Raw genomic sequence first — 17699 nt, 5'->3', positions numbered from 1 at the left:
CGCGCACCGCCGGTCGCGGGCAGGCTGACCTGCATGAAGCTGCTGATGCTGGGTGGGACCGAATTCGTCGGGCGCGCGATCACCGAAGACGCCCTGAGCCGCGGGTGGGACGTCACCGTCTTCCACCGCGGCCACCACGCACCCCCGCCGGGGACCACGGCCCTGCACGGGGACCGCACCGCTCCCGGCGGCCTGGACGCCCTCGCCGAGGGGGAGTGGGACCTCGTCGTCGACACCTGGGGCGGCGCCCCCACCGCCGTGCGCGACAGCGCCCGGCTGCTCGCCGGCCGGGTCGGACGGTACGCGTACATATCCAGCCGCTCGGTGCACACCTACCCCGCCCCGGCGGGCATGGGCGAGGACGGCCCGCTCGTCGACGGCTCGCCCGACGCGGACTCCGTCGCCTACGCCGAGGACAAGCGCGGCGCCGAGATCGCCGCCGTGGACGCCTTCGGCGACCGTGCCCTGCTGGTGCGCGCCGGGCTCATCCTCGGCCCGTACGAGAACGTGGGCCGGCTGCCCTGGTGGCTGAACCGCACGGCGCGCGGCGGCCCGCTGCCCGCCCCCGGGCCGCGTGAGCTTCGGCTCCAGTACGTGGACGTGCGCGATCTCGCGCACTGGACCCTGGATGCCGCCGAGGCCGGCCACGGCGGCCCCTACAACGTGGTCTCGCCGACCGGCCACGCCACGATGGGCAGCCTCCTGGAAGCCTGCGCGAAGGTGACCGGCGGCGGCGCCGAGCTCCGCTGGACCGATCCGGCCCGGATCGAGGAAGCGGGCGTGCAGGCCTGGACCGACCTGCCGTGCTGGATGCTCGAGGGCGAACCGCACGACTACATGTACGGCGCGGACGTCTCGAAGGCGCTCGCGGCGGGCCTGAAGTGCCGCCCCGTCGAGGAGACCGTCGCAGACACCTGGGCCTGGCTCCAGGAGCTCGACCGCGTCGCCCCGCAGCGCCCCGACCGGCCCGCCCCGGGCATGAACGCGGAACAGGAGGCCCTGCTCCTGGGGCACTGACCGCCCCGCATCCCGCACCCGGATCGGCCGGCCCGATCGACAGGTCCCGCGACAGGCCCCCCTAGAGCCTGTCGCGGGCGGCTTCCGCGAGCCGGGTCGGCGGCAGGTACTCCCGTACGAAGGTGCGGTGCCACCAGGCACCCGTCTCGCGCAGCTCCCGCCACGTGGTGAACCGGTAGCGGTACAGCCGCGCCCGGACGTAGCGCGGCGGTGCGTCCGGGAAGGGGTTGTGGCGGAGCAGCTTCAGGGTGTCCCGGTCGCCCGACAGCAGGCGTTCCACGAAGGGCCCGAACCAGTCGCGGGCGTAGCCGGGGGAGAGCGCCGCGAACCACATGAGCCAGTCGAACCACCGGTTGGATTGACAAAAATGTCACATTCCAACTTAGGATGGCTGCATGCACCACGACCCCACCCCGCCTGACCAGGTACTACGTTGCCTCGGCACCGTCCGCCTGTCCCTCGAAGTCGACTTCACCACCAGCCCTGAACGGCAGCGCGACGCCATCAACCGCGTCACGAGCCGAGACGACCGCACCCTGATCTACACCGCGGACGACCTCAGTGTCTCCGGCACCACGAACCCCATGTCACGGAGCGGTCTGGGGCCGTGGTTCCGGGACCTGGAACCCACCTGCCTGACGAACGACTGCGGACACACGCCCAAGGACCCATGCATGGGCCAGTGGGACGCGCTCACCGCCTGGAAGATGGACCGCATCACTCGCCGCGCGATCCACTTCCACATCCTCATGGACTGGATGCGGACGTACGGCAAGGCGATCATCACCGACGACGGGATCGACACCACCACCAAGACGGGTCAGATCATGGCGGAGATGATGGCCATGGTCGCTTCCTGGGAGTGGACAGCGATCCAACAGCGCAACCTCGACGCCACACGGAAGCACAGGTCCAACGGCTACTGGAAGGGCGGCCCAATCCCCTACGGATGGACCCCCATCCGCGACCCCGAGCGCGGAGGCAAGTACTTCCTGCGCTTCGAGGAGGGCAGCATCCGATGGGTCTCCATGATGGTCGCCATGGCCATGGAAGGCGACGGCTACTCGACCGGCGCCATTGCCAGGAAGCTCGAAGAGCTGGAGGCGATCTCACCGGCTGAGCGAACAGAGCGCCGGATTCTGATCAAGAAGGGAGAACTCACCCCGGAAGAGGCGGCTGGCCGGCCTCCTGGCCAGTGGTTCGCGGGAGCGGTCTACTCCCTGCTGACCAACCGCGTGATCACCGGCGAGTCCTGGCACGAGGGCAAGCCAGTACGTGACGAACACGGGGCCGTCGTACTGAGGGCAGACGCGCTCATCAGCCCCGAGAAGTTCGAAGAGCTACAGGACAAACTTGCCTCGCGCGGGCTGAGCGAGGGCGGGGCCACGAAGGCGTCCATGTTCCTCAAGAAGGTGGGCGTGTGCCTGAACTGTGGTCGCGCCATGTATGGGGTCGTTGGGGTGCGGACCGAGAACGGGACCGAGTACAAGTACCTGCGGTGCGCCTCGGCCAACACGACTCAGAAGTGCCACCCTGACGTGAGCACGGTGCCCATGGACGAGGTCAAGAGGCTCATAGAGAAGAGCTTCCTGGAACGTGTCGGCGAAGAACCGGCGATGAAGAAGGTCTACATCGCGGGCAACGACGTCGGCAAGGAGTTGGAGAACGTCAAGAAGCTGATCTCCGACGTGCGCGGTGAGAAGGACGCCAACCTCTACGACTACCCGGGTGGCCAGGAGGAGTACCTGGAGCGGATGAGGAACCTTGCCGGCCGCAGGAAGAGCCTGGAGGCTCAGGAGGTCGTAACCCCTCACTACGAGTGGGTACCGACTGGCGAGACTTACAGCAAGACCTGGGAATCCCTGACATGGCCCGCACGCGGCGAGCTCCTTCGTCAGTGCGACGTTATAGCCCGCTGCTGGCCGACCAAGGCCAAGGACGCACCGGTTCGACTGGTTCTCGAACTTCCGGATGACCTGCTCTACAGGCTCCGAAGGTTCACAGAGTCAAACAAGGACAGTTAGTTCACACATGAGCTGAAAGAGGGGCCCCCGCCCGGTTCGGGGGCCTCGGTGCAGTCGGCGAACGCCTAGAGCCAGGGACGGCGACGAGGCCGCGGCCGATGTCAGAGGCATGGGGAAGGATGACAGCTATGGATACGGTGGAAGAGTTCCTTGAGGCCAAGGCGCCAGTGATGGCAGGGCGACCGGTAGTCGAAACTGTGCTCCGTGAGTACCGGGGTGCGAAGGACGCAGGGGACGAGCCGGCCCGCTTGGTCCTCGGCAGGCTGATGCTGGCCATCGCCCGCCCGCTAGGGGACCTGGGCGACCCTGAGTGGCGAGAGGGCTGGCGACCGTAGCTCCTGCCGGTGGGGCCCCGGGTGCACCCGGGGGCCTTTGTGTCAGTCATTGTACTGCGGTTAGTTCATTCATTCACGGCTGTTGCTTCATCCTCCACCCCTCAGAGGGGGTGGGCCGGCACTCGGAAGCAGTCGGATGGTGCTCTCGTGAGTGAGGTAGGGTCGGCTTGTCCTAGACGGCCCGCAGTACACGGCTAGGACGTAGACCCCCTCTCCGGCATCTGTCGGGAGGGGGTCTCTGCGTTGCCCGGACCCCTCCCGAGGAGCATATAACCCCCCTCAAAAGAAATGTCGGCGTCTTTGGGTAGCCGGCAGGACGCCAAACCCGTCGAATGAGATCCGGATCACATGATTCGAAGGTCCATTCGGGGCCGCGGGGAGATTTGAGGGCCAAAATTGCTCCCGAAACACCCTGAATGGCCACTCAAGGGCGGCAAAAGAGGTCACGGGAGGGATTTGAGGGCGACGGGCCGGCAGGCTCTTAGGAGGCCGTCAGTTAGTTCATACCCGTACACGGTCGAAGGAAGGCACCCCTGGTGGGTCCTTTGAATGAATGCACAGGTATTACCCCCGTGTGTGTATGTGTGTGTATGTGCGCGGGTTAGTTCATTCACCTGCCTGCATTCAGGTGCGGAATATCTTCTGGGCTATTGCGGCTAGCGCCATTCTGTGCCCCGGAATGCATGAACTAACCGTAATCGAGGGGTATTCAGCCGATAACCTAGCGTTATGCGCTCCGTGCCGAACAGCCTTGCGTACGGGAGATGTGTGAGGTGCGCCACATTAGTAAGCGTGGGCGGGATTGTGCCTCTCAGGAGAAAGGCGACAAGGATCATGCCTATAGGTTGTGGGAACCGCACATATACACTCCGCCAGGAATGTGCATACATCCCTCTATATGTGTGCCCATAATCACCTTGATGCCTATTGACATTCGCCCCGCAAGTGTGGTTTCGCGTACGTCTCCTTTGATATCCAAGGGCGCCGCTTGATGTGTTCGGGTCGGTGGCGTCGGCATTGGCATGTGCATGAGGTGGACAGTCAAGTTGGAGTGTGACAGTGTTCTTCCTGTCAGCGAGACACCGACCGGAAAGGCCAACCGAGACCCACCCGCTAAGCGGGGATGTGGATACGGGGCCTGAATCTGAATCCGGGCGTCAGGGCCGCGACAGGGGCGCTCAGAATGGCCCCCAAAGGAAGATGGACCCGCAAGACAGGTACTAGGACTAGGTCCCTGCGTAAGAGCCGCACAGCGGCTTGCAGGGAAACCGACTAGGAACATCACATAGGCCACACCTGGCGAAGCGAATAGCCGGGTTGAACCTAGAGCGCCCGAACCTATATCTGCATGTGTTGCAGCGTGGTCCGGAGTACGCCATAGGAGAGTGAGCGGATAGCGGGATGTGATCGCCCCGGCATGGATAGATCAATGCACTACTGAGATTGACTCTCACACACCCAAGCAACATGACGCATCCAGCGCATAGGGCCAACGCCATGAGTGACGGCCCACAGTGCGTCTCTAAGCGTCTGAGAGTGGATGTGTGGGGGTGAGTGACAGTAGGGCACTCGTAACGAGGGAGAGGGGCGCGCAAGTGTGCTGTGCGGTCTGTGAAATGTGGGGCATCTACCGTGAAGCGCGATTCGTCGGCCCGTGGTCGGACACGAGAGTCGAGCATGGTCGCTGTGGTTCCTGCATGTTTGGCATCAGGTTGAAGCGAGACGGGTTCCGTCTCATCTCTGGCGCACCCGATTGGAAACGTCCGCAAGTTGGAATGTGACAACAATTGAGAGCTGGGGTTAGCAATATGGGAAAGATTGCCAGCGATTCTCCTCGCAAGGGGTTTCGCTTCACTCGGTTTGCCCGTGAGTACGCGGAGCAGCATGGTTATGGAGGTGGGGAGTGTGGTACCTACGGCATGCGGGACATGCGGGAACAGACGGAGAGGCTGACCGACGCCAAGGGGTTCGGCCTCATTGAAGATTCGGACGGACAACCCCTTTCCGACTGGGATTCGCGGGGGTATTACAACTGCGATTGCAGCGAGAACACCATTCGAGTCAATGCTGAAACTGCTCACGCAGCATTTGAGGCGGCCGGAGTAGAGCACTGGGAATGGCGCGGCCTCGTGGCATTCGATGCTTGCGACATCCGTGGACTCAGGATCGCTCGCCAGATATCTGACAAGTTGGCCGGGTATCCCATCCTGGATGACGACCGGCTGTCTGAACTGGAGTGGGAAAACGCAGTCAAGATGATCGAGGAATGCTACACGCTCCCCGAGGGAGTGACGGGCGATGACGTGATCCGGGAAATGTCGGAAGTCCCGCACTGCTCCAACTGCTCAAGCTGTGATGTGGAAGATGCGTTGGCGTCACTCGGGTATGCCCAATGCATGGACTGTACCGAGTGGATTAGGACTGGCGAATATCCGGGCGAACGCGTCTGTTACGACTGTGCGGAGCGTGAAAAGGAGGGCGACTGTGAATGTATCCCGTCTTACGTAGCGACGCTCCGGCATATGTCGCTGTACCCCACTTCCGCAGACCTGCGGGAGATTCAGCGAGGATGTGAAACGTGCTATCCGGTCCGCTGGCCGAACGGTAGGGCCATGCTCGGAATCTGATGCTCTTTAGTCGGGCCCACAGGTTGGAATGTGACATGTGGTCTCGGCTATGGACTCTCAGACAGGCGAGAGTGCAAACGAAAGGAAATGTTGTGGCGACTATCCACCTTGACCAGATGGATCGGGGCGAGCTCACCGTGGGCAAGCGTGTTCAGATCAGGCTCTCCTACGACGCGTACAGCGGGCGGAGTGCCGGTACCTATCGAGGTGAAATTGAGTACGTGAAGGGCGACCACATCGGCATATGGGTGCCGTGGAAGGGATACGCGGAGGGTAACGGCTTCCTTAGTGGATCCGCGCGAATGGACTCCCATGGCGTCTGGATCGAGGGTCGCTAACCGTGAAGACCTATGAGGTGGAGTACGTCCAGCATGTTACGTACCGGTTTGAAGTGGAAGCGGAAAGTGAGGACGCGGCAACCGATGCGGCATGGGATTTCTGGGAGACGCTTCCAGTTTCTGAGGAGCATCTCTACTACCACGACGCCGAAGAGCGGTACGTGCACGCCGTGACTCTTAAGGGTGATGCGGGGTGATGCACTCGCAGCGGCCCTACACGGTGGTACTCGACTGGGAATCGGACTGGTGGGAATCCGGTGCGGATGAAATCCGGGCCACCGGGGGCGGTGACGAACCAGTGGTCTTCCACGTCTGGGCGGAAAATGCCTGCGATGCGAGCGACTTCGCAGACGAACAGGCGCAGGTACTTCTCGGGGGAGAGGTTGCCTTCTATCTGAAGCACATCGCAATCCTGCACGGCCATGCGCCGCTCGTGAACGACGGAGAGTAGAAGAATGACAACGACGCACCAGGAGACCCAGGCCGGCCGGGGGACAGCCCTCGAAGTTCTCACGCCCTCGGCGGTCGTGAAGATGGGCGAGTACGCCGGATCTATCAGCCGTGGCGTGCACGAGACGGTTTACGTCTGGACGCGTGAAGACATTTCCTCGGCGGTTAACGCTGGCGTGGACCTCGTAGCGGATGAGCTGACCGGTTCGGAACGGGATCAGGACCTCATGAACATGGTCGTGAACGCGGTAATGCACATCCTCGAAAACCCGAACGCTTCGCTTGATGACGTCATCCGTGAGAACTACGAGGAGGAGCCGGAAGAGGTTCGCTCCTGGTGGTCGGGATGGTAAGCCTCGCAGCCGTTCAAATCGGAATGCGTGTGCAGTACCGCTCGATGTTTGGACACAAGCTCAACGGAACGATCCGAGGTGTTATCTACGGCGCACCCAAAATGAAGCGGGCCAACATCACCCACGTTGTCATACAGGGCTCGTACGACACGCGTCCGATCGAGCGCTCCCACGACATCCACGTAATCCCCCTCGCCGACGTTCGAAAGGCCCGCTAGTCATGCATCAGATTTATGCCGCCTGCCTCGCCTCCTACAACAACGGCATCCTTCACGGTGAATGGATTGATGCCACGCAGGACCCCGAGTCCATCGATCACGCAATCCAGATGATGCTGGAGTCTTCGCCGATACAGGGTGCGGAGGAGTATGCGATTCACGACTACGACGGATTTGGGGGGCTCCCGCTCGGGGAGTATGAGTCGCTTGATGACCTCCATGCCATAGCGCTGGCTTTGGACGAATACCCGGCCGTGGTTGTCGCCCACTTCTATGGCGACGTGGACGCAGAAGATCTGTTGGAGACCTGCCAGGAACGCTACATCGGCGCGGTTGAAGAGGAGTTGGGTCCGGAGGCGAACGCCTACGCCGCCTACATCCTCCAAGAGGAGGACCACTACTGGGACGAACTTCCCAAGCAGTTCCACGGTCATATGCAGGCAATCGCTGTGAGTGAAGCGCATGACCGCCTGATCTGTGGAGAGTCCGCCCTCTATGAGGGGCGTGGTACCTGGCACTTCGTCCGCGATAACTGACGCTTAGCGGCTGAACGTCAGGGGCTCAAGTTGGAATGTGAGCCTCTGGCTTTGAGTCTCTAAGGACTCGCTTCAAACCGGAAAGGAAGACGGAAGTGGGACGCATGAAGGCGTACGAACAGGATCGTGCAGCGGTGCGCGAGGAGGCGATAGAGGCGGCTCACGAGCCGACCCATGAAGGGCGCATGAGCCGCATGGAACGCGTCTGGGAGATGTGTGGGACGGCCGCGAACGGCTACCACTGCCCCCACGCCGTAGCGGAAATGCTGGTGAAGGAAGCGGTCTCGGCCTTCCTGGACTCCCGAACCGAACTCGTCCTGGACGGGGTGGCCGCATGAGCGTATTCGCCCCGGAACCGCGAATGTGTGACGTCTGCTGCGTCGCCCTGAATCAGCACGTCGGTGCGATCTTCCGAGATGTCACCTACCGCCATCCGGATTGGCAGGGAGTTACCTGGGATCACGACCCGGCGCCTGTTGCCGTGGACCCCGAACGGCTGGCCGTGATCTGCGACTTCTGCTCGTCCGGCAGCACGGTGACCGCGTTCGAGACAGTCAAGGCAATCGTGATGATGCAGGGCGACAACACGCACGTCTTCTCCGAGCCTTGGGTGGCGTGCGAGCGATGCGCCGTGCACGTCCGCAGGCGGACGCTGCACCTGTTGCTCGACCGTGTGGTGGCGGTCCTCCCAGGCACCCTTAACCGGCCCGAGCGGCGGGCGCGGAGGGCTGAGCTTAAGGCGCTGTACGTCAAGTTCTTCGCCGCGAATCCGGTTGAGCTGGAGGGCTGAGGGATGCGCCCGACAGAACAGACCCTGATCCGAAACGTCGCCGACAGTTGGCGGGCGTCCGCGCCCGGCTCGAAGAAGTGGGTCTACGACCGCCAGGGTACGGCCCTGCTGGTCGAAGCCGACCTGGTGGATCTCCTCGACGCCCTGATCTGGCTACGGCGGTTCGTGGACGACTGGAAGGTGTACTACCCCGAGAGCTACGCGGCCTGGAAGGCGGCCAGCATCGCGGCCGGCCGGTCCCTCGACCCCGAGCACTGGCACTACGAGTGGACAAAGGCAGGACGGTCGCAGTGAAGGAGGCCGCAGCCGAAAACGTGGTCCTGGTCGAGTCCCTGCGGGTGGCGGTCCCGCTGCACATGACGCAGCTCGCCTCACGCTCACCGGCGGAGCTCCAACGGATCGCTGTCGAGTCCGCCACGGTCATCGGTTCTCAGGGTGACGTGTTGCAGTTCCGTTCCCCGAAACGAGGTGAGACGGCGAAGGCATTCAACGCACTCGCCCGAGGGCTCGCCGCTGGCGCTCTGGCCGCCCATGGCGGGGCCACCTTCGCGGGCCTGCACTGGTGCACGACCCCAAGGTGCGCTGGCCCTGACGCTGAACACCCCCAACCAACCCGAGGTATGACGCATGAATGAGATCGAACTATCGCGATATCCCTGCCCAGTTGAGGACTGCGACTCCTTCCTGTCCATGACGGTCCCGCTGTACCTCGACGTCTGGACCGACGAAGAAGGGGCCGCGCACTTCACGGCCGCAGGCAACGACGCTCCCACCCGCTTCCACTGCGGGGCCGAGGAGCCGCACGGGGTGGAGGACTTCCCCGCGATCCTCGTGCATCAGGTGACTGACCGCCTGGGCGAGGCGGAGACAGCGATGTACGAGGAGAACTACGGCTAACCGGTTCGGTGGCCTTGATGAAGGGCCCGGCTTCGGCCGGGCCCTTCGTCATGGCTGATCGAAACGCGATCAGACGACAGAAGGACACTCCATGGCAACCAAGCAGATCACCATCTACATCGACGACCTCGACGGTACCGAGTCCACCGTTCCGAACGAGATCCGCACCGTCGAGTTCGGGATCGACGGAGTCTCGTACGAGATCGACCTTACGGACGTACACGCAGACCAGCTCCGCGAGCTCCTGGCCCCCTACCGGGTAGCCGCCCGAGCGATAGGGCAGGCCCAGGCCGGCCGTCCCGCGGCCCGCCCTGCGGTGCGTGACGGAGACGTACTGGACCCGAAGGCTGTGAGGGCCTGGGCGCAGGAACACGGATACACCGTTTCCCCTCGCGGGCGGATCCCTCTGGACGTGCAGCAGGCGTACCGCGCAGACCAGGCGGGCGATGCAAGTCCCCGAAAGCACGAGGACGCCCGTCGCCAGGAGGCGAAGCGAGTGAGCGACAACGCTCTGGTGATCGTGGGCGAGGCAGAGGCCGCCCGGCACTACGAGGCGCTGCCCGTCCCGGCCGGGCGGGAGAAGAACTGGGCGAAGCGTGAGGGGTCCGGATGCGACCGGACGATCAGGATCGCGGACATGACGCTGATGGAGCGCATCGAGGCCCTGACGGACTTCAACCTCCGGGTCCTCGGCCAGCTCACCGGAGACATCCCGGTCAAGAACGGAAAGATCAAGGGACTTGGTACCTCGGCAGCAAGGCTCCTGAACTTCGAGTTCATCGACGATGAGTACGAGCTCACGCCCTTTGGCCGGTACGCCTACCGCGTGCGTGCGTTGAATGCAGCCGCATAACCAACCGATGGATTTTGGCCAAGGCCGTCCGAAAGGACGGCCTTCCGGCCATGGTCTATCGGTCATAGGAGGACAGATGGCTAGGAAGGTAGTCGAAGCAGTCGTATGTGACGCCTGCTCGGTAAAAGGTAAAGAGCGGACGGGCGTTATCGAGCTTGCTATAGGCTCGGCAAGCTACGACCTGTGCCAGGAGCACGGCGATAAGTTCGCGGCCTATTTCGCAGACCTGTTCGGTTCCGTCGCGACCGTCGCGGCTTAAGGGGAGAGAAGCACAAGTGACCACGTTCAAGGCGATGCAGTACGGCCCCCTGGGGAAGGCGGTCGCGGCGGCGATGCCGCACACCGAAGCGGACCCGATCGGCGTCTATGCGGCAACCCTGTCGCTCTGGTCTGCGGCAGTGGCGGGGAAGGTGTTCCAGCCCTCGGGCCGGCCGACGGTGTTGTGGTCGGCGCTCGTGGGGCGGTCGAGGGTCGGCCGCAAGGGCTTCGCCCTGGCGACGGCCCGCGCGGTCCTGGACCCGTCGATCGGCGCGTTCCTCGACACGCGGATGCGTAAGGGAATCAGCAGTGGGCCGTCGCTCGTGACGACCCTCTTCGAGGTCGAGCAGGAGTCCCTTACCTCGGAGGACGGGCGGGACGGCCGCGTGATGATCGCGGAAGGCGAGTGGGCTTCGGTCCTCAAGCGGGCAAACAGGGATGCGACTTACCACGACCAGCTCATCAACGCCTGGGACGGCGAAGCGGTCGTCAATACGACCAAGGGCAAGGGAGGCAAGAGGGAGGAGCAGCGGATCGACGTGCCCCTCCTCGGCTACCACGTCCACATCCAGCCGGGCAGGTGGGCGCCCCTGGTCAAGCCCGAGTTTGCCCTCGGGGGCGCCTTCAACCGTATCCCTCACTTCCTGGTCAGCCAGTCGAAGTCCTTGCCGTCGAGCATCAAGAAGCCGCTCGACGCGGTGAAGGAGACGCCGGCCCTGACCCGGGCCTACCGCTGGGCGCGGGAGAAGGCCCGTGAGATGGAGCTGTCTCCCGAAGCGGCGGCGAAGCACGACGCCTATCGCGCGGAGTTCGATGACCGGATGGCCTCGTTGCCCGAGGAGATCTCGTGCTTCATTGAGCGCGGCGACGAGAACCTGCTCCGGATCGCCTGCCTCCTGGTCGCCGCGGAACGCAAGACCGTGATCTCGGTCAAGGCGTGGGAGGCGGCCCACGCAATGATCGAGTACTCCATGAACTGCACGGAGAAGCTGATCAATGAAGCCCAGCAGGGTACGGGCCGTCAGATGAAGACGGTCGAGCAGGTCATCCGGGAGGCCCTGACCCGGTACGGGGGCGAGGCCACCCGAACTCTGATCCTGCGATCCCTCGGCACACGGGGCAACGCGGACTCCATGGAGGCCGCCATCGAGAAGATGCCCGACGTGGTGATGGAGAAGCGGCCGGGCTCCGCCAAGGGCGGGCCGAAGCCTGTGGTCGTTCGGTTTGTGGACGCGACTCGTGAGCACGACCGGCCGGCCGTCCGGGAGGCCCAGGAGGAGGCCGGACCCCAGGCGTCCGACGATGCTGAGCGGCCCAAGCTGACCGTGGTACCCGCCCAGCGCAAGGCGGCACCTGTCCGACCGCCCGCCAAGAAGGCGAGCGAACCGGCCCGGAAGGCAGCCCCGCGGAAGGCGGTCGCGAAGAAGGTGGTCGAGCCTCCGCAGGAGGAGAGTGCCAACCCGCTGGCTGGACTCCTGTGAGCCCGGACCAGATGCCACAGAGGCGGCCTATGCGCATTGTGCAGGGCCGCTACAGCGCCCTCGCCCGGAAGTGGTCCGCAGGTTTGTGGGTCGAAGCGGACTGAATTCCTAGCAACGCAAAAAAGGCCGGGGCCCCCAGTGGGGGCCCCGGCCTTTTTTGTTATCCACTTTGTATCAACGTTTGTGCCACAGTTAGTTAGTTCATTCGAGGGTCAAGGCTCGCACCCCTACACCTTCGCCCCGTCCGGCGAGTTGGTGAGACCTGCCTCGTAAAGGGCGAGTCGGAGGTGCGCGGCGGAAGCCGTCTCGGCAGGGGACGGCTCGAAGAGGGCGGTCTCGGTCTTCCGGTCCTCGACCCGCTGCGCCACCTCTGCACCACCCAGCAGAGCAAGGGACGCCGGGATCAGGGCCTCCCAAGGGACATCCGGGAACTGGAGCACCAGCCAGGGGGTCAGGGCGGCCAAGGCGCCGAGCAGGCGGACGGCGTGCTTACGGAACATGGGTAACCTCCGGAGACGGGATGACGAGCTGGGGGACAACGGGGACGTGCGTAGGCTTGGTGACCTCGGGGTGGACAGGCTTCGGAACGTCCGGCTTGGGACGCTCGGGCTTCTCGCCTGAGTCGGGCTTCGGCTTGCCGGTCGGCTTCGACTCCGGCTTCTGCGTCAGCTTGTCGAGCTTCCCGGAGACCTCGTCGAGCCGGTCCTTGACCTCTCGCAGCTCCTTCTCGATCCGTGCCAGACGGTCATCCTGTGAGGGCTTCCGAACCGCAGGCGCAACAGGCTGAGGGGGACGGGACTGCTCACGCTTCGACTCCTTCACCACGGCAGGCACAGCCGCGTGCTTTCCGGCCCGTACCTTCACCTGCTGGCCGGGGTAGATCAGGTGGGGGTTGGCTGCCAGGCCCGCGTTCCAGCTCAGAAGCTGAGACACGCTCAGCCCGAAGCGGTTCGCGATCGAGGAGAGCGAGTCGCCCTTCGCCACCGTGTACGTGCTCCCGGCTGCCGGGGGTGCCGGGGGCTTCGGCTTCTCCGGTACGGGCGGCGTGGGCTTCCGCGGCGGCGTAGGCGCGGTCGGCTTGACCGGGACGTTGATCTCCTGGTCCGGGTGGACGAGGTTCGGGTCCTTGATGTCGGGATTCGCGGCCAGGAGGGCTGCAAGGGTCACGCCGAACAGGGCTGCGATGGCACCGAGGGTCTGCCCCTTCTTCACCTTGTACTTACCGCCCGACGTGCCCGTGGAGCCGTTTCCGCCGGAGGCCGGCGCCGATGCCGATGCGGCGTAGGTGAAGCCGACCTTGCCCTTCTTCGACGGGTCTGCGGTGACGATGCCGTCGGTGTACTGCGGGAGACCGTAGCCGTGGACGTAGGAGTCACGGCGGGTCCGCTTGCGGGCCATGACGCCGTTGCCGTTCGCATCGTTCGAGAGGGATGTGTTGCCCTCGTAGGTGTAGATGTACGTCTGGTCGTAGGCGTAGCAGATGCCGGTGTGGGTGCTGCCCGAGGTGCCGTAGATGACCTGAGCCCCGATGGCGGGGTACTCGCTCCAGCGGGAGCGCTGCTTGAACCACTGCATCGCCGTCCACACGCTTGCGGTGCGCGGGAAGAGCGTGGCGACGCCCGCCTTCATGGCAACCCACGAGACCCATGTGGCGCACCAGGGCTGGTAGTTCGACCACTCCAGCCCCGGCACCTGCGGGGAGTACTTCTGGTGGCCGGAGGGCCGTTCACCGGCGCCGCGCTCGGCGCGGTAGCCGACCTCGCCCTTGGCGATGGATAGAACCTGGGATACCTGACTCATATGTGCCCCCTTTCGGGCATGAAAAAAGGCCACCCGATGCGGGCGGCCGTGCGTGAACTAACCTCTGTGATCAGTTAGTTCATTCAGTGCGACGTAGTACGATCAGACGCTCCGGGTCGATGGCGGTGAGGATCTGGATGAGCCGGGCGTTCTCCTGCTCAATCCGCTGGAGGCGTTCCTTGATCTCGGTGAGGTCGAGCTCCAGACGGTCACCGCGTGCCTTCTGTGCTTCCGCCTCGGCCTTCCATACCTCGGCGGTTTTGGCTTCCTTCGTCGCGCGAACGACGACGAATCCGCCGACGATGGTGGCGAGGATGCCGCACAGGCCAAACGTGTTGAGGATCAGCGTCGTGGTATTCATCCGGAAAGCTCCTTAGCGTCCGCCGCGATCTGCACTGCGGAGAGCGAGTTCATGGACCAGCTCTTGTTCTCTGATGTGGCCTTGGTCCATTCGCCGCCCCAGCCGGCCACTCGCACAGAGATGTTGAAACCCTCCGGGATGTGGATCAGGCCAGAGACGTTCACGCTGATGTAGGAGCCGATGATCTTCGTCGTTGTCAGGGACTTGAGGACGTCGTTCACGCTGTCGTCGTCCGGCGCCTGAAGGCTCACCACGGCATCGAGCATCACGGCCTTCTTGCCGTCCATGTCGGCAGGGGGCCGAAAGGTGAGGTTCGCGGCGACGAAGTACGTCCCCGAGGACGGGCATCGGAACTTCGTCATACCGCTGTTGGTCCAGCCCTGCCGCTGGAAGTCCACCAGGTCCCACTTCACCTGCGTGCGACTGGAGAAGCTGGCCAGGCTGTCAAGCCCCTTGACGCGGAACGCGCTTGGGCTGGCAAGGAGCTTGGCGTTTTCGTGAACGTGTGCATTGAGGTCTGCGGCGGACACGAGCTGCCGCGAAGACCAGGTCGGATAAGTGAGCATTCAGGCCCCCAAGTAGACAGCTCCCAAGGTGCTGATACGGCCGTCGCCGTCACCGCTGACCCAGCGGGTGCCGGAGCCCCAGCCGTAGAAGCGGACGTTCAGGGCCTCGCCTGCGGTGAGGTACAGAAGGTCGTCAACGGCGACCGAACAGTCCTGGTTGATGCGGGTGGTGCTGTTCTGGGCGAGGATCCGCGCGTCTCCACTGGTGCCGTGGATCTTGAACTGAAACCCGTAAGACGCTGAGTCCGTTCCGTCGCTGTGCTTGGTCGAGCAGAAGAAGTGGACGAGGTACAGCCCCGTATAGGGGACGGAGATCGCCGTCCGGTCCGCGTAGCCGTCTGCCAGCCTGCGCAGCTCGAAGCCGGGGTCGTTGGCGTACATCCCAGACCAGGCCAGGGCAACTTTCTCCTGCCCGGAGGCCACGTTGAAGGAGGTTCCGCGGGCGGTGAACCTCGGCCGGTTCTCCAGGTGGGCGAAGACGTCGAAGGTCGCTGCGTTCATGGAGGCCGTGGTGACGACTCCACTGTCCTTCCAGGGCGTCAGGGTTGCCGGTTCGACTGCCGGCTGCGACCAGCCGTCGCTGCTGGGGCTGAGCATGAAGGCGTTGAAGTCGGCGTCGAACTCGGCCGCCACGATCCCCCACCAACCCGTGGCTCCTGAGTCGAGGTAGACCTGCGCCCGGATCGACGTACCGGTGGTGAAGAACTCTGTGACGCTGACGCGTACGGTCGTGTGAGCCGACGCCTGCTGGTGCTGGAACGTCGTGTGCCCGATCGTGCCGGAGACGCCGGCACCGCTCGCGCCCTCGGCGGTGAGGTAGGCGTTTACGTTCTCGCCGACACTCCTGACGGCGTTTCCCCAGACCGTTGCATTGAACGTGACGTGGTAGATCCCGTCCTCGGGAATCGTAAAGCGAATATTGTCCGGCGTGGAAAAGCCGTTCTTGTGCTGGCGGGACGGTTCCCACGTGACATCCCGCCGCTGCCCGGCGTTGAGAGATTGATTCGGGGGAACACCCCCCGGGAACGCAGTGCCGACCTTAACTCCTCGTGCCGAGAAGTACGGCATTTTAGCGTAGTACTTCTGAGGCGTGGTCACCCTCTGCTTGATAAGGGCCGGACTGGGAATTTCGCGGGACTGCCACCGCGCCAATGTTGGCTTGGGCATAGTGCCCCCCTTACTGGAGATAGGTGGTCTTACCGAGAACGGATGCCGTGGAGTCACCGAGAATCCACGTCGGTCGGCCGTCGTCGGCCCCGGGAATTCTGATCGTGATCACTGCCGCAGCCGGAACTGTCGTGTCGAATTTTGCGACGCCGATACTGCCTCCTGAGCCAGGTGTGTCCGCCGCGTGCAGGCGTATCTGACTCTCCCCGAACTTGCCGCTCATCGAGTGCCTGGAGATAAGGCCTTCGGGGAACTGAACAGTGGAGAGATTTTTGGATTCGGAGACGACGGTGAACAGTGAAGTATTGCCGAGTGGGGAGTTCATCGGCACTTCGTACACGTTGCGATGCTCGCGGATTGTCTGGAGCGGAGTCAGGGGGAGGTTCATCGTGTCGGCGTTGCGGTACACGTAGTTGGCCACCGTGGAGTCTCCGCCGCTGGGGATGCGCCAGCGAACTGAATCGCCGTCGCGCAGCCCCCATTCCCCGTCGTACCGGAAGACGACGCAGGCTACCCATGAGCCCGTGGCGAGCTGCTTCATCTGCGGCATGGAAAGGGTCGGGTTGAGGAGTTGCGGCATGTCGTTCCATGCTACGCAGATGGACACAACGAAATCGCCGAGGCGGACTCCTGTCGGAATCTTGTACGTCCGGTATTCAGAATCCTCGCGCGGAGCCCCATTGGCTCCCTGGAAAGAGGGATACTGAACCGGGGTCGGGTATTTGAACATCCATGCCGCCCCGTCCCAGACTCGGACGGAAGGCTTGTCCGACCACTTGGTTCCGTCCCAGACCTTCTTTGTGGCCTCACGCCATTCTGTTCCTGTCCACCGCATCATCCGGTTGTAACTAGATGCCATAGGACACCCAAATGTCGCCGGGCTTTAGCGTGACACCCTGCGTGGCTGGGTCGGCCGGCCCGGAGAAGACGCGGGCGTCGCCGACGTTGGGGGCTTGTACCGGCGAGGTGGAAATGAGGGCACCGGCGGTGCGGATGTCGCCGTTCCGCATCACCCGATACACGGAAGAGGTCGTTCCGTTCAGCGTGATCAGCGGCTTTCCGTCGGTGACGTTGGCGCTGTTGATGACCAGGGCCGTGTTGTCGGTGAACGGATCGAGGTACAGGGCCCCGCTGGATTTGATGTTGGTCCCGACCTTCCCGTCACGGCTCATGCGCAGGACATCGTTGGTGCCAGCCGGGACGTCAACGTTGAGCAGTGGTTCGCTCGGGATCGTCCGGAGGTCGTTCCGCTGCGTCTTGAGTACGGCCTGTTCCAGAAGCTCGCGGGCGTAGGCGCGGTCGCCGTGAGGGTCGCCGTTCGGCATCAGGTGTGTCCGCAGTCGCACGCCTACGTTGTTGGCGGTGAGCATGACCCGGCCCTTGCCGAAGTCCACCCACACCTGCTCCGCCCCGTCCGGTCCCTGGAACGGCGGGATCATGCCGCGCTCGTCCGAGAGGAGACCGTCCAGGGGCTCGTCGTTGGGGCCGAGGATGTCCCGGGCGGGGTCAGGGTCCGTCGCGGTCAGGTAGACCCGGCCGGGGAGATTCGGCAGCCGGGTGCCGGCCTCGTCCTCTGCCACGTCCGCTGATGTGCCGCCGAAGAAGTTTCGTGCCATGGGATCTCCTGA

20 protein-coding genes and 1 pseudogene are annotated in these 17699 nt (G+C 63.9%); 13 read left to right on the top strand and 8 right to left on the bottom strand.

The genetic code is table 11. From position 1 onward, the window contains the following. Nucleotides 1-33 precede the first annotated feature (33 nt). Complete coding sequence (locus ACZ60J_RS10520) at nt 34-1017, top strand: NAD-dependent epimerase/dehydratase family protein (protein WP_469680529.1); 984 nt, start codon at nt 34-36, stop codon at nt 1015-1017. 61 nt (nt 1018-1078) lie between these two features. On the opposite strand, the pseudogene ACZ60J_RS10515 reads toward ACZ60J_RS10520, so the two are convergent. Continuing rightward, nucleotides 1079-1360 (bottom strand): annotated as a pseudogene (locus tag ACZ60J_RS10515) (lipase maturation factor family protein); the annotation flags it as partial. A 52-nt stretch (nt 1361-1412) separates the two neighbouring features. On the opposite strand from ACZ60J_RS10515, the gene ACZ60J_RS10510 reads away from it, so the two are divergent. The 12 genes from ACZ60J_RS10510 (at nt 1413) to ACZ60J_RS10455 (ending at nt 12177) form a co-directional block, all read left to right on the top strand. Further along, nucleotides 1413-3041, top strand: coding sequence for a recombinase family protein (locus ACZ60J_RS10510; protein WP_469680527.1), 1629 nt, complete (start codon nt 1413-1415; stop codon nt 3039-3041). Nucleotides 3042-5184: 2143 nt separating this feature from the next. Then, a complete protein-coding gene (locus ACZ60J_RS10505) occupies nt 5185-6003 on the top strand; it encodes a hypothetical protein (protein WP_469680525.1) in 819 nt (272 codons plus the stop codon). Between the two features lie 340 nt (nt 6004-6343). Beyond that, complete coding sequence (locus ACZ60J_RS10500) at nt 6344-6538, top strand: hypothetical protein (RefSeq protein WP_469680524.1); 195 nt, start codon at nt 6344-6346, stop codon at nt 6536-6538. Beyond that, on the top strand, nt 6535-6792 hold the full coding sequence (locus ACZ60J_RS10495; protein ID WP_469680522.1) for a hypothetical protein: 258 nt from the start codon (nt 6535-6537) through the stop codon (nt 6790-6792). The genes ACZ60J_RS10500 and ACZ60J_RS10495 overlap by 4 nt, the downstream gene beginning before the upstream one ends. A gap of 4 nt (nt 6793-6796) precedes the next feature. Beyond that, nucleotides 6797-7144, top strand: a complete 348-nt coding sequence (locus ACZ60J_RS10490; RefSeq protein WP_469680521.1) for a hypothetical protein — start codon at nt 6797-6799, stop codon at nt 7142-7144. A 220-nt stretch (nt 7145-7364) separates the two neighbouring features. Continuing rightward, on the top strand, nt 7365-7898 hold the full coding sequence (locus tag ACZ60J_RS10485) for an antirestriction protein ArdA (protein WP_469680519.1): 534 nt from the start codon (nt 7365-7367) through the stop codon (nt 7896-7898). 185 nt (nt 7899-8083) lie between these two features. Beyond that, complete coding sequence (locus ACZ60J_RS10480; RefSeq protein ID WP_469680517.1) at nt 8084-8236, top strand: hypothetical protein; 153 nt, start codon at nt 8084-8086, stop codon at nt 8234-8236. Continuing rightward, nucleotides 8233-8688 (top strand): hypothetical protein, encoded by a 456-nt coding sequence (locus ACZ60J_RS10475; protein WP_469680515.1) that lies wholly within the window; start codon nt 8233-8235, stop codon nt 8686-8688. The genes ACZ60J_RS10480 and ACZ60J_RS10475 overlap by 4 nt, the downstream gene beginning before the upstream one ends. A 3-nt stretch (nt 8689-8691) precedes the next feature. Then, complete coding sequence (locus tag ACZ60J_RS10470; RefSeq protein WP_469680513.1) at nt 8692-8982, top strand: hypothetical protein; 291 nt, start codon at nt 8692-8694, stop codon at nt 8980-8982. Between the two features lie 396 nt (nt 8983-9378). Further along, nucleotides 9379-9585 carry a hypothetical protein gene (locus ACZ60J_RS10465; RefSeq protein ID WP_469680511.1) on the top strand — a complete coding sequence of 69 codons (207 nt, stop codon included), beginning with the start codon at nt 9379-9381 and terminating at the stop codon, nt 9583-9585. Nucleotides 9586-9676: 91 nt separating this feature from the next. Beyond that, nucleotides 9677-10438, top strand: a complete 762-nt coding sequence (locus ACZ60J_RS10460; protein ID WP_469680509.1) for a histone-like nucleoid-structuring protein Lsr2 — start codon at nt 9677-9679, stop codon at nt 10436-10438. 275 nt (nt 10439-10713) lie between these two features. Further along, a complete protein-coding gene (locus ACZ60J_RS10455) occupies nt 10714-12177 on the top strand; it encodes a YfjI family protein (RefSeq protein ID WP_469680507.1) in 1464 nt (487 codons plus the stop codon). Between the two features lie 227 nt (nt 12178-12404). On the opposite strand, the gene ACZ60J_RS10450 is transcribed toward ACZ60J_RS10455, so the two are convergent. The 7 genes from ACZ60J_RS10450 to ACZ60J_RS10420 all read right to left on the bottom strand — a co-directional run bounded on the left by ACZ60J_RS10450 (nt 12405) and on the right by ACZ60J_RS10420 (nt 17651). Further along, nucleotides 12405-12677 carry a hypothetical protein gene (locus tag ACZ60J_RS10450; protein WP_469680505.1) on the bottom strand — a complete coding sequence of 91 codons (273 nt, stop codon included), beginning with the start codon at nt 12675-12677 and terminating at the stop codon, nt 12405-12407. Next, on the bottom strand, nt 12667-13977 hold the full coding sequence (locus ACZ60J_RS10445; RefSeq protein WP_469680503.1) for a LysM peptidoglycan-binding domain-containing protein: 1311 nt from the start codon (nt 13975-13977) through the stop codon (nt 12667-12669). The genes ACZ60J_RS10450 and ACZ60J_RS10445 overlap by 11 nt, the downstream gene beginning before the upstream one ends. Before the next feature lie 79 nt (nt 13978-14056). Continuing rightward, entirely contained in the window at nt 14057-14338 is a 282-nt protein-coding gene (locus tag ACZ60J_RS10440; protein WP_469680501.1) for a hypothetical protein, read from the bottom strand. Then, entirely contained in the window at nt 14335-14904 is a 570-nt protein-coding gene (locus tag ACZ60J_RS10435) for a hypothetical protein (RefSeq protein ID WP_469680499.1), read from the bottom strand. The genes ACZ60J_RS10440 and ACZ60J_RS10435 overlap by 4 nt, the downstream gene beginning before the upstream one ends. After that, entirely contained in the window at nt 14905-16002 is a 1098-nt protein-coding gene (locus ACZ60J_RS10430; protein ID WP_469680497.1) for a hypothetical protein, read from the bottom strand. It lies immediately after the preceding gene. Nucleotides 16003-16081: 79 nt separating this feature from the next. Further along, nucleotides 16082-16651 carry a hypothetical protein gene (locus ACZ60J_RS10425; protein WP_469680495.1) on the bottom strand — a complete coding sequence of 190 codons (570 nt, stop codon included), beginning with the start codon at nt 16649-16651 and terminating at the stop codon, nt 16082-16084. Between the two features lie 268 nt (nt 16652-16919). Further along, nucleotides 16920-17651, bottom strand: coding sequence for a hypothetical protein (locus tag ACZ60J_RS10420; RefSeq protein ID WP_469680493.1), 732 nt, complete (start codon nt 17649-17651; stop codon nt 16920-16922). Between the last annotated feature and the right edge of the window lie 48 nt (nt 17652-17699).

This window comes from Streptomyces sp. NPDC104226, assembly GCF_055584085.1.
This window is presented reverse-complemented; position numbering and strand designations above follow the sequence as displayed.

What these genes read in the sequence shown, in the direction of transcription:
- ACZ60J_RS10485 (WP_469680519.1), top strand. Translation starts at nt 7,365, where the DNA reads ATGCATCAGATTTATGCCGCCTGCCTCGCCTCCTACAACAACGGCATC.
- ACZ60J_RS10440 (WP_469680501.1), bottom strand. Translation starts at nt 14,338, where the DNA reads ATGAATACCACGACGCTGATCCTCAACACGTTTGGCCTGTGCGGCATC.
- ACZ60J_RS10435 (WP_469680499.1), bottom strand. Translation starts at nt 14,904, where the DNA reads ATGCTCACTTATCCGACCTGGTCTTCGCGGCAGCTCGTGTCCGCCGCA.
- ACZ60J_RS10450 (WP_469680505.1), bottom strand. Translation starts at nt 12,677, where the DNA reads ATGTTCCGTAAGCACGCCGTCCGCCTGCTCGGCGCCTTGGCCGCCCTG.
- ACZ60J_RS10520 (WP_469680529.1), top strand. Translation starts at nt 34, where the DNA reads ATGAAGCTGCTGATGCTGGGTGGGACCGAATTCGTCGGGCGCGCGATC.
- ACZ60J_RS10425 (WP_469680495.1), bottom strand. Translation starts at nt 16,651, where the DNA reads ATGCCGCAACTCCTCAACCCGACCCTTTCCATGCCGCAGATGAAGCAG.
- ACZ60J_RS10465 (WP_469680511.1), top strand. Translation starts at nt 9,379, where the DNA reads ATGACGGTCCCGCTGTACCTCGACGTCTGGACCGACGAAGAAGGGGCC.
- ACZ60J_RS10510 (WP_469680527.1), top strand. Translation starts at nt 1,413, where the DNA reads ATGCACCACGACCCCACCCCGCCTGACCAGGTACTACGTTGCCTCGGC.
- ACZ60J_RS10480 (WP_469680517.1), top strand. Translation starts at nt 8,084, where the DNA reads ATGAGCCGCATGGAACGCGTCTGGGAGATGTGTGGGACGGCCGCGAAC.
- ACZ60J_RS10505 (WP_469680525.1), top strand. Translation starts at nt 5,185, where the DNA reads ATGGGAAAGATTGCCAGCGATTCTCCTCGCAAGGGGTTTCGCTTCACT.
- ACZ60J_RS10470 (WP_469680513.1), top strand. Translation starts at nt 8,692, where the DNA reads ATGCGCCCGACAGAACAGACCCTGATCCGAAACGTCGCCGACAGTTGG.
- ACZ60J_RS10475 (WP_469680515.1), top strand. Translation starts at nt 8,233, where the DNA reads ATGAGCGTATTCGCCCCGGAACCGCGAATGTGTGACGTCTGCTGCGTC.
- ACZ60J_RS10445 (WP_469680503.1), bottom strand. Translation starts at nt 13,977, where the DNA reads ATGAGTCAGGTATCCCAGGTTCTATCCATCGCCAAGGGCGAGGTCGGC.
- ACZ60J_RS10490 (WP_469680521.1), top strand. Translation starts at nt 6,797, where the DNA reads ATGACAACGACGCACCAGGAGACCCAGGCCGGCCGGGGGACAGCCCTC.
- ACZ60J_RS10460 (WP_469680509.1), top strand. Translation starts at nt 9,677, where the DNA reads ATGGCAACCAAGCAGATCACCATCTACATCGACGACCTCGACGGTACC.